Annotated in this window: 11 protein-coding genes; 6 read left to right on the top strand and 5 right to left on the bottom strand. The window is 70.1% G+C overall.

Annotation, left to right across the window (positions count from 1 at the left end):
* Positions 1-350: 350 nt before the first annotated feature.
* The 4 genes from SM418_RS12100 to SM418_RS12085 all read left to right on the top strand — a co-directional run bounded on the left by SM418_RS12100 (position 351) and on the right by SM418_RS12085 (position 2,701).
* The gene (locus tag SM418_RS12100; protein WP_371940495.1) at positions 351-620 is read left to right on the top strand and encodes a hypothetical protein; all 270 of its coding nucleotides are present in this window, start codon (positions 351-353) and stop codon (positions 618-620) included.
* Positions 617-940, top strand: a complete 324-nt coding sequence (locus SM418_RS12095; RefSeq protein ID WP_371940496.1) for a type II toxin-antitoxin system PemK/MazF family toxin — start codon at positions 617-619, stop codon at positions 938-940. The genes SM418_RS12100 and SM418_RS12095 overlap by 4 nt, the downstream gene beginning before the upstream one ends.
* Before the next feature lie 435 nt (positions 941-1,375).
* Positions 1,376-1,612, top strand: coding sequence for a hypothetical protein (locus SM418_RS12090; protein ID WP_371940497.1), 237 nt, complete (start codon positions 1,376-1,378; stop codon positions 1,610-1,612).
* A 327-nt stretch (positions 1,613-1,939) separates the two neighbouring features.
* Positions 1,940-2,701: a LolA-like protein gene (locus SM418_RS12085; RefSeq protein ID WP_371940498.1), complete on the top strand. Its 762-nt coding sequence runs from the start codon at positions 1,940-1,942 to the stop codon at positions 2,699-2,701.
* A gap of 309 nt (positions 2,702-3,010) precedes the next feature.
* On the opposite strand, the gene SM418_RS12080 is transcribed toward SM418_RS12085, so the two are convergent.
* The 3 genes from SM418_RS12080 to SM418_RS12070 form a co-directional block, all read right to left on the bottom strand.
* On the bottom strand, positions 3,011-3,688 hold the full coding sequence (locus SM418_RS12080) for a hypothetical protein (protein ID WP_371940499.1): 678 nt from the start codon (positions 3,686-3,688) through the stop codon (positions 3,011-3,013).
* A 210-nt stretch (positions 3,689-3,898) separates the two neighbouring features.
* Positions 3,899-4,453, bottom strand: coding sequence for a cysteine dioxygenase family protein (locus SM418_RS12075; protein ID WP_371940500.1), 555 nt, complete (start codon positions 4,451-4,453; stop codon positions 3,899-3,901).
* A gap of 33 nt (positions 4,454-4,486) precedes the next feature.
* Positions 4,487-5,134, bottom strand: a complete 648-nt coding sequence (locus SM418_RS12070; protein ID WP_371940501.1) for a dihydrofolate reductase family protein — start codon at positions 5,132-5,134, stop codon at positions 4,487-4,489.
* Between the two features lie 421 nt (positions 5,135-5,555).
* Between SM418_RS12070 and SM418_RS12065 the strand changes: the two genes are divergently transcribed.
* Positions 5,556-5,924 (top strand): hypothetical protein, encoded by a 369-nt coding sequence (locus SM418_RS12065; protein ID WP_371940502.1) that lies wholly within the window; start codon positions 5,556-5,558, stop codon positions 5,922-5,924.
* A 280-nt stretch (positions 5,925-6,204) separates the two neighbouring features.
* Positions 6,205-7,080 carry an ErmE/ErmH/ErmO/ErmR family 23S rRNA (adenine(2058)-N(6))-methyltransferase gene (erm, locus tag SM418_RS12060; RefSeq protein WP_371940832.1) on the top strand — a complete coding sequence of 292 codons (876 nt, stop codon included), beginning with the start codon at positions 6,205-6,207 and terminating at the stop codon, positions 7,078-7,080.
* 60 nt (positions 7,081-7,140) lie between these two features.
* Here the strand turns inward: erm and SM418_RS12055 are convergent, their stop codons facing one another.
* Together SM418_RS12055 and SM418_RS12050 are read right to left on the bottom strand one after the other, a co-directional pair.
* Positions 7,141-8,121: a C-terminal binding protein gene (locus tag SM418_RS12055; RefSeq protein ID WP_371940503.1), complete on the bottom strand. Its 981-nt coding sequence runs from the start codon at positions 8,119-8,121 to the stop codon at positions 7,141-7,143.
* Complete coding sequence (locus SM418_RS12050) at positions 8,114-8,791, bottom strand: GntR family transcriptional regulator (RefSeq protein WP_371940504.1); 678 nt, start codon at positions 8,789-8,791, stop codon at positions 8,114-8,116. The genes SM418_RS12055 and SM418_RS12050 overlap by 8 nt, the downstream gene beginning before the upstream one ends.
* Positions 8,792-8,877 lie beyond the last annotated feature (86 nt).

Below are 8,877 nucleotides of genomic sequence, written 5' to 3'. Positions count from 1 at the left end.
AACGCCACCGCGTCGGCCTTGAACTCCTCGGAATAGACCTTCATCCCCACACGGGACCCCTCTCACCCCCAGATCTCCATGATCCAGGGCGCTCAAGGTGTCCACACCTCGGGGGGAGAGCCCGAGCCCACCTCGCCCGCCTATAACTACGCCTCGCGGCTTGACCCACTTCCCCTGAATCGCCACCAGGGTCGAACAGGCCTGGGAGCTGTTCTAGTTCCGGGTGCAGCCAGGGCAGCCACCTGCTGCCCCGGAACCGCCAGCCGAGCCGCCTTGACTCCCGGGCTGATCGCAGGCGCCGTGATGGTGGCGACCCTGCGAACGTCTAACAATTGTTGTACGCTAGGTCTATGAGCGTCGGATTCCGGCCCACCGAAGAAGACCTCCGTGTCATCGAAGCCAATCGTCACAAGGACGAGAAGACCAGTGACGTCATCCGTCGCGCATTGCGGTTGCTGGACCGCGAGGCATGGGAAGAACGCGCCCGAGCCGACATGCACCGGCTGAGGACCGAAGATCTGTCCGCTGAAGCGGATGCCTGGGAGTACGACGCCGACGGCAACATCCGGATCACCGGTACCGGCCTGACCGTTCCGGCAAGGTCGCAGGATCACGCATGATCCGGGGAGCGGTCTATCCGGTGGACCTGGGTGATGCAAAACGTGGCCACGAGCAACGGGGGCGGCGCCTCGGGCTCGTCATCAGCATCGAGCAGAACGTCTGGTCCACGGTGACCATCATCCCTACCTCGACCAGCGCCCAAGCATCGGTCTTCAGGCCGGAGGTCATCGTCGCCGGGCGGGAAACCAAGATCTTGATTGATCAGATCCGTACCATCGACGTCATGTACGTCGTCGGCGAAATCGTTGACTACCTCGCGCGGGATGACCTGGCACAGGTCGAGCATGGCGTGTCGCGTTACTGCGGCCTTCTGCGTTGACCTGTGCCGCTCGGAAAAACGGTCCATGGCGGCTCGTCGTCGGCTCGGCGGTTCCGAAACTGATCGGCACGCAACGGCATTGTCCGACATGAAAATCGGGCTCGATGCGGACGAGCTAACACAGAATGACCCCCAGAACACCATCCTGATACGACAATTTCAGACTTTTAATCCGTAGGTTGTGGGTTCGAGTCCCACCCGACCCACCATCTCTGACCAGAGCAAACGCGAGATTGCCCGGTTTGTCCACCGCCCGCCATGCCCCGGTTCGTCCCCGTGGCGGCTCGATGGCGGCTCAGCGGCTCGATCCGGGCCCTGCATCCGCGCTGGTAGCACCCCGAAACCGGGTACTCGTCGCCCGCTCAAGCCGGTCATGTCGCCCACAGAGCCGGCGGCCAGGGCCGCCAGAGCAGTCAGCAATGCACTTTCGGCGGCGTGAATCCGCAGGCTCGCATCCCGGCGCAGGCGGCAACATCGAGCGCTCCACAGGCCATCGTCGCCATCGCCCGCTCCATCCTCGTCATCACCTGGCACCTGATCAACGAACCTGACACCCACTACCAAGAGCTCGGCGCCGACTGGTACCAACGTCATCTCAACCCCACCCGCAAAACCCGCGACCTCGTCCGCCAACTCCTCGGCCACCAGGTCACCCTCGAACCCGCAGCCTGACCACACCCGACAACCGTTCCGCCCCACAGAACGGGCACTGCCGCATGCCCGGCTCAGGGTGGTTTTCCGTTCAGCATCCCGCGGGAGGCCGGCCGGTGGCATCGACGTCACCTACGACGTGCCGGTCCAGGCCAGGCCGCCGGCCGGCGCGGTCGACGTCCCCAGGGGAGATGCCCGGTCCGTGACGCCGCAGGGCGCGGCAGCGCTGTTAGGGGTGCACGCGCCGCTTGAGGCGCGGCGGATTCTCCATGCCGGCGGGAAACCCGAATGCCCGAGTGGTGCAGATTGCGCTAACTTGCACGGTTCCCCCTTTCGATGATGGAGAGCATGATGACGTCACGTCCGTCCCCTCGCCTTCCGCGGATCGTCGCGACCGTCGCGGTGTCCGCGCTGCTGCTGAGCGCCGCGGCCTGCGGGTCCGAGAAGGGCCCGGGGGCGTCCGGGAGCACCTCGGGGTCGCCCACCGCGGCGTCGCCGAGTGCCAGCGCGTTCGCGGGCAAGAACCCGAACCAGATCCTGCAGGAGGCGCAGACCGCACTGCGCGGCGCCAAGTCGTTCCGGGTCGCGGGGGTCATGTCCAGCGACGGCGAGACCGTCAAGATCGACCTGATCACCGACGGCACCCGGGCCAAGGGTGTGCTGACCGTGCCGGTAAAGGGCAGCAGCGTCACGATGCAGATCATCAAGGTCGGGTCCCAGTACTACTTCCGCGGCCGCTCGCTGTGGCTGAAGGCCGGCAGCCCCGCGCTCGCCAACCGGATCGGGAACCGGTGGGCGCTCGGCAACGCGCAGATGACGCTGCGGTTCTCGATCTTCACCACGCCCGCGGGGTGGGCGAAGTTCCTCGACCCGGACGGGTCGATCACCCGGGAGGCCGACGCCACCGTCAACGGCAAGCCCGCGGTCACCCTGAAGGACGACTCCGAGGGCCTGCTGTGGATCTCCGCACAGGAGCCGCACTACCCGCTGCGGCTCGGCGGGGGCGATGCCTCCGGCGGCGGCAGTCTGAACTTCACCTACGACGCGCCCGTCAAGGTCGCGGCGCCCAGGAACGTGGTCGATCTGTCCAAGGGGGCCGCGGGGCTCTGACGTCAGGTCCCGGAGGGAGCGGTGGCGGCGTCAGGGCCGTGCCGCGGCGATCATGGCGTCGGCGAGGGTGACCTGGCTCCGGCGCGGGAAGGCCAAGGCGGTGGCACGGCCGAGCCCGCAGGCGCGCGGCCGTCCTTCTGGTACCGGCTCCGGCTGGTCCGGGGGAAGTCGTGAAGTCCGCTGAAGCCGAACCCCGCCCTTGTCAGGTCGGCGCCGGTCAGGTCGGCGCCGGAGAAGATGTTGAAGGCGAACGGGCCCTGTCTCAGGATCCCGATGACCCTCGCCGTTCCGCCGGGACGCGCCACCGGCTCATGCGTCTCGAAGGCGGCGGCGTCCTCCCTGGCAGTGGCGAGTTCCGCGGCGAGTTTCTCGTCGTACGGATACATTTCCGCCACCGCCTCCGTCATCATCAGGCGGATGCTCAGCAGCTTCAGCGCGTTGTCCCGATCGCCGTCGCGCTTGGCCAGACCGGCGAGGCGCTGGAAGGCCAGGCCGGCTTCGATGGCCGTTTCCGGGGCTCGTATTCGCCTGGAAGAGCCGGGCACGGATCTCAGAGCACTCGGACCAGATCTCGTATTCCTTGTCCTTGTGCTCGGGCAGATCGAGCGCGCGGTGCACCTCGCCGAGGTGCTGCAACGAGTTGGCGAGCCGCTGGTCCGCTTCGATGAAGGTCGGATGCTCCGCCGCCAGCTCGTGGTAGATGTCGACGGCGACCGCGAGCACCGCTTCGGCCGCCACCGGCTGGCCGTCGGCGAGCCGAGCCTGGCCGCAGGTGTCGTGCGCGGCGCCGAGGCAGAACCTGGCCTCGTCGCGCTGCGGGTGGGTGGCGGCCCACTCCTTGACGGCGGACAATGATCGTTCGGCCACCTCGCGCGCGGCGCGCGGGAAGCCGTGTCGCACCAGCATGGCGACCAGGTGATCACGGATCTGACGGTGATGGCCGTGGTCGGCCGTCACGTACGGCGCGATCTCGCCCAGCAGCGCCATCCCCGCATACTCGGCGTCCGTCTCCAGGCTCTTGACGATGGCGAGGACGAAGGCACCACGCCAAGGTCCGCGCGCTCGGCGAACAGGGCGACGCCACGCTCAAGCGCTGGCACATCCTGCAAAAGGCCCGCTGCTCGCCCAGCCGCCTGACCGCCATCCGTCCAGGCCACCTCACTCTCCACCACCAGGCCAAATGAGGTTGGAATCAGCTCAGTATTGGCCTGGTGGGCTGTCCCAGCCGGAAACGAACCATTGGACTTCTCCGGTGGCCGGGTCGTACAACGGCCGGTTGAGGGTGCCGATGTTGCCTCCGTAGATGTGGATCCCGACGGTGGGCTCGTCGCCGACGGCCGCGACGGCATGGACGTCGTCGTCGGTCGTGCAGCATACGGTGACCTGCCCGCGTTCCCACACGCGCTCACCGGCCGGCCTCAGGGCCCTCGGCTCGGATGCCACGGGCTTGAGATAGCGGGTCTCGCGTTCGGCCCCCGCGTAGATTCCGGCGACGCCCCATGTCTGGTGTCCGTGGACGGGTGTGTGCTGACCCACATCCCAGACGACGCACGCCAGTGACCAGCTGTCGTCGGGAGCGATATAGAGGGGGTAGTTGACATGGTGTTCGTTCGACGGTCTGGTGAGTTCCGGCGGGAGCCGGTAGTCGCCGGCCAGCAGCTCGGACAACCGCTCGGAGATCCGCTTGGTGATCTCGTGCTCGTCGTCGATGGTGCTGACCAGAGACGTCACGTCTTTGATGAAGGTTTCCATGGTCTGCCTCCTACAACCCGATTGCCTTCGCGGTCATCGGCGTTTGGCGGTGAAGGTCAGGTGGGTGACACCGGAGGGGGTGGAGACCGCTTCGATGTCGTAGGCCTCTTCCAGGGATTCCAGGCCGTCCCAGAGCCGGACGCCGCGGCCGAGCAGGAGCGGGACCTGGACCACGTGCATGTGGTCGACCAGGCCCTCGATGAGGAAGTCGCGTACCACCGAGGGCCCGCCGCCCAGCCGTATGTCCTGGCCGCCGGCCGCCTCGCGGGCCGCGTTGAGGGCTTCGGCGGGCGAGGCGTCCAGGAAGTGGAACGTCGTGCCGCCCTCCATCTCGATGGAGGGCCGGGGCCGGTGGGTGAGCACGAAGACCGGGGTGTGGAATGGCGGGTTGGGTCCCCAGGCGCCCTTGTAGTCGAGGTCGTCCTGCCAGCCGGGCGGGCCGAACTTGCCGGCGCCCATGATCTCGGCGCCGATGCCGGTGCCGTGCATCGCGGCGAACGCGTGGTCGGCACCGAGACTGCCGCCCCGGGCGCCGCCCATCTCGTGCCAGAAGCGGGTGGCGAACATCCACTCGTGCAGGCGTTCACCGGCGTGCCCGAACGGGGCGTCGGCGGCCTGACCCGCGCCGGTACCGAAACCGTCCAGCGAGATCGTGAAGTTTTGAACACGAACATCGGACATCCAGAGCGCTCCTTGGATCCGTCGGCACCGCCCTCCGGCACCGGTCACCAGAAGGTCGGAGCCGACCGGGCCGTCTCGACACGGTACGTCGCACTTCACCGCGATACCGCGATGTCGCCATCGGGCGTCATGCAGCAGATGCGTCAACTGACCCGATCAAACCACCAGGCGGCTTCAGATCGGCTTCATATCGCCTCACCACAGCTCCCCGCTCCCGCAGATGTGGCGGATCCGGGTCGGCAGGAGCGGTAGGGCGGCGAGGTCCTAGCCGGAGGCCCTGGTCGGTACCAGCCGGGCGTGCACAATTCTCGGCAGATCGCGGGCAACGCTGCACCGGCACCGCAACCCGCGACCGCCACGCCACGGCCCGCGCCGACCCTTTCATCACCCGGCCGCACTGGCCGAGGACGAGCGTGAACAGGTGCTGGCGGTGCTGGACTCGCCGCGGTTCGCCGACAAGTCCCCGGCCCAGGTGTGGGCGGTCCTGCTGGACGAGGGCACCTACCTGTGCTCGCAGGCCACGATGTATCGGCTGCTGCGCGAGCGCGGGCAGGCCGGCGAGCGGCGCGCCCAGGCGGTCCGCCCGGCCATGGTCAAGCCCGGACTGCAGGCCGACGGCCCCGACCAGGTTCGGAGCTGGGACATCACAAAGCTGAAAGGACCGGTGCGCGGCGTCTACTACGGAGGGCGGCCCAGCCTACGAGGGCGCGGCCGCCGCCCGGGGGCGGGAAAACCTGTTGGGGGCCGGGCCGGTGGTCTCCTACGATCGGCGGCATGGTCTGTTTCATGAAGAGCGCGGTCCTGAGGACCGGGCACGCGGTCTCGGCGAGGCTGCGTGAGGCACGTCCCGTCCTGGACCGGCCGATGGCGCGCGTTCTCGCCTGACTTTTGCCGGCGGGGCCGTCTCAAGGTCCCCGCCTTCTTCGCTGCGCGGCTGCGCGGCGGCCTTACGAGGTCGTGCGCGCTCGTCGGCGTTCCCACCCGCGGTCCAGGGCTTTCGAGCGTCCATGACCACCTCGGACGGGCCCGGCCGCGCCTCGAACCGCCTTCGGCCGGTCACGCGTGCGGTGATGCCGCCTCGCGCGTGCCCGCGGTGCCTCTGGTGCCCGTCCGGCCGGCCCCGTCGGGGCCGGAAGCCGAGGACGGCGACCCTGAACCAGCACCATCGCGGCGGCCCGCGCGCGAACGCGCGGCGCACGCTGTCGCAGAACTTCTTGTCCGATTCCGCGGCGATCGCCCGCTACGCCCGCGCCGCCGTGCCCGCGCCCGGAGCGCTGATCGTGGAGGCCGGGGCGGGCGACGGCCGGATCACCGCCGCGCTGGCCACCCGCGCCGGGCGTGTCGTGGCCTACGAGATCGATCCGCGGCTGGCGGCGCGGCTGCGCGCGCGGTGCGCGGCGCTGCCGAACGTGCGGTGCGTGACCGGCGACTTCCTGGCCGCCCGCCCGCCGTCGGGCCCGTTCCACCTGGCCGGGAACATCCCGTTCGGCGCGACGTCGCGGATCGTCGGCTGGGCGCTGGAGGCGCCGGGCCTGGCGTCAGCGACGCTGATCACGCAATTGGAGTACGCGCGCAAGCGCACCGGCGGGTACGGGCGGTGGTCGCGGCTGACCGTGCGGACCTGGCCGGAGTTCGGCTGGGAGCTGGGCGGCCGGGTCCCGCGGGGGCTGTTTCGGCCAGTGCCGCGGGTGGACGGCGCGGTGCTGCGGCTGGCGCGGCGGCCGCGTCCGCTGCTGCCGCCGGCGGCGATGGGCGACTACCTGCGCTGCGTCGACCTGGGGTTCACCGGCAGGGGCGGTTCGCTGCGGGCGTCGCTGTGCTCGGCGCATCCGCGGCGCCGGGTGGACGCGGCGCTGGCCGCGGCGGGGATCGCGCCCGGCGCGCTGGTCGCCGACGCCCATCCCGACCAGTGGATCGTGCTGGTGCGCGTCCTGACCGGCCGCTGAGCCCGCACGCCCTCGCACCGGCCCCGCTTCAGGCGGGGTCGGCGGGCGGCATCTCTCCGGTCAGGTGCTCGCGTACTCGGGGTTGACGATGGAGGGCACTGGTCTGCCCTCCAGGAAGTCGACGATCTGGCGGGCCGCGCGACGGGGCAGTTCCTCCAGGGAGTCTGGTGAGTACCAGGCGGCGTGAGGGGTCAGCAGCACGCCGGGGGCATGCCGGAGCGGGCTGGCGGCGGACAGCGGCTCCTGTTCGAACACATCGAGCGCCGCCGCGGCGACATGGCCGGACGCCAGGGCTTCGGCGAGCGCCGTTTCGTCGATCAGCCCGCCCCGGCAGGTGTTCACGATCCGCGCGCCGGGCCGCATCCGGGCCATGGTCTCGCCGTTCAGCAGGCGCCGGGTGAGGTCGGTCAGCGGCACGTGCAGGGTGACGATGTCGGCGACGGCCAGGGCCTCTTCCAGTGGCGAGGGCTCGTGACCGGCCGCCCGGACGGCCGCCTCCTCCACGTTCGGGTCGTGCACGACCACGCGGAACCCGAGGGCGCGGGCGTGCTCGGCGACGAGCGAGCCGATCCGGCCGAAGCCGATGACGGCCACGCTGGCCCGCGAGGGACGCAGCGCGCCGACCCCGTCGCCGGTCGCCGACCAGCGGCCGTCCCGCACCGCCCGGTCGAGGACGGGCAGCCGCCGCGCCAGCGCCATGACCATGGCGATGGTGTGGGCCGCGACCTCCTCGACGCAGTAGTCGGGGGTGTTGGCCACGGCGATCCCGCGCGCGGTGGCGCCGGCGACGTCGATCATGTCGTGACCGATCCCCAGGCGGCTGACGAAGCGCAGCCGGTCCAGCCGGTCCAGCACCGGTGCGGTGATCGGTGCCCACTGCACCAGCAGCGCCGTCGCGTCCCGGGCCGCCCTGGCGACCTCCTCGGCCGAGCGGCAGGAGGCGCGGCGCACCCGCAGGCCGGCCGCCCCGAGGATCTGCTCCGGCGCGTCACCCGGCAGGTCGGAATCGGTGACGACCACCAGCGGCGGCGGCTCAGCCATCACCGTCCCCTCCGTCCAGCGTGCCGCGCAGTCGTTCGGTGGCCAGCTCGATGTGGCGGGTCATCTCCGCACAGCCGGTCTCGGCGTCGCCGCTGACAATCGCGTCCAGCAGCTCGTCGTGTGAGGCGGCGTGCTCTTCGAGCGCCTCGATCTCCAGCGCCGCCGTCGCGGCACGCAGGAACGCGCCGATCCGGCCGCCCAGCCCGGTGACGACCTCCCCCAGCATCCGGTGGTCGGCCAGCTCCCACAGCCGTTCGTGGAAGCGCTGGTCGAGGTCGAACACCCGGCGGAAGTCGCCGCGGGCGGCGGCCTGCCGCATCGACGCGACCACGCGGCGAAGCTCCTTCTCCCCCGTCGCGGTGAGCCTCTCCTGGACGCGGGTGACCACGAAGCGCTCCAGCACGATGCGCAGCGAGGAGAGCTCCTCCAGTTCCCTGGGCGTCAGCGTGGCCACCCGCGCCCCTCGGCGAGGCGCGCGCTCGACCAGGCCCTGATCGGTCAGCCGGACCAGTGCCTCGCGGACGGGGATGTGACTGACGCCCAGTTCGGCGGCCAGCGTCCGCTCGACCAGACGGGCACCCGGCGGGTAGCGGCCCTCGTGGATCGCATCGCGGATCCGCCCTGTCACCCGGTCGGTGAGGCTGTCGTCGGTAAGAGGCTGGAGCTTCATGTCCGAGATGCTATAGCATCTAGCATTGAGGGACTTGCTAGATGATATAGCGTCCGGCGTCGGCGTTGTGGCGCCAGTGAAGGCGG

It is taken from the genome of Actinomadura chokoriensis, assembly GCF_041463665.1.
GTDB classification, from domain to species: domain Bacteria; phylum Actinomycetota; class Actinomycetes; order Streptosporangiales; family Streptosporangiaceae; genus Spirillospora; species Spirillospora chokoriensis_A.
Note: the sequence above shows the minus strand (reverse complement) of the source record. Positions and strands in the feature narration are given on the sequence as shown.

What these genes read in the sequence shown, in the direction of transcription:
- SM418_RS12085 (WP_371940498.1), top strand. Translation starts at nt 1,940, where the DNA reads ATGATGACGTCACGTCCGTCCCCTCGCCTTCCGCGGATCGTCGCGACC.
- SM418_RS12075 (WP_371940500.1), bottom strand. Translation starts at nt 4,453, where the DNA reads ATGGAAACCTTCATCAAAGACGTGACGTCTCTGGTCAGCACCATCGAC.
- SM418_RS12055 (WP_371940503.1), bottom strand. Translation starts at nt 8,121, where the DNA reads ATGGCTGAGCCGCCGCCGCTGGTGGTCGTCACCGATTCCGACCTGCCG.
- SM418_RS12080 (WP_371940499.1), bottom strand. Translation starts at nt 3,688, where the DNA reads ATGGCGCTGCTGGGCGAGATCGCGCCGTACGTGACGGCCGACCACGGC.
- SM418_RS12050 (WP_371940504.1), bottom strand. Translation starts at nt 8,791, where the DNA reads ATGAAGCTCCAGCCTCTTACCGACGACAGCCTCACCGACCGGGTGACA.
- SM418_RS12100 (WP_371940495.1), top strand. Translation starts at nt 351, where the DNA reads ATGAGCGTCGGATTCCGGCCCACCGAAGAAGACCTCCGTGTCATCGAA.
- erm (WP_371940832.1), top strand. Translation starts at nt 6,205, where the DNA reads ATGCCGCCTCGCGCGTGCCCGCGGTGCCTCTGGTGCCCGTCCGGCCGG.
- SM418_RS12095 (WP_371940496.1), top strand. Translation starts at nt 617, where the DNA reads ATGATCCGGGGAGCGGTCTATCCGGTGGACCTGGGTGATGCAAAACGT.
- SM418_RS12070 (WP_371940501.1), bottom strand. Translation starts at nt 5,134, where the DNA reads ATGTCCGATGTTCGTGTTCAAAACTTCACGATCTCGCTGGACGGTTTC.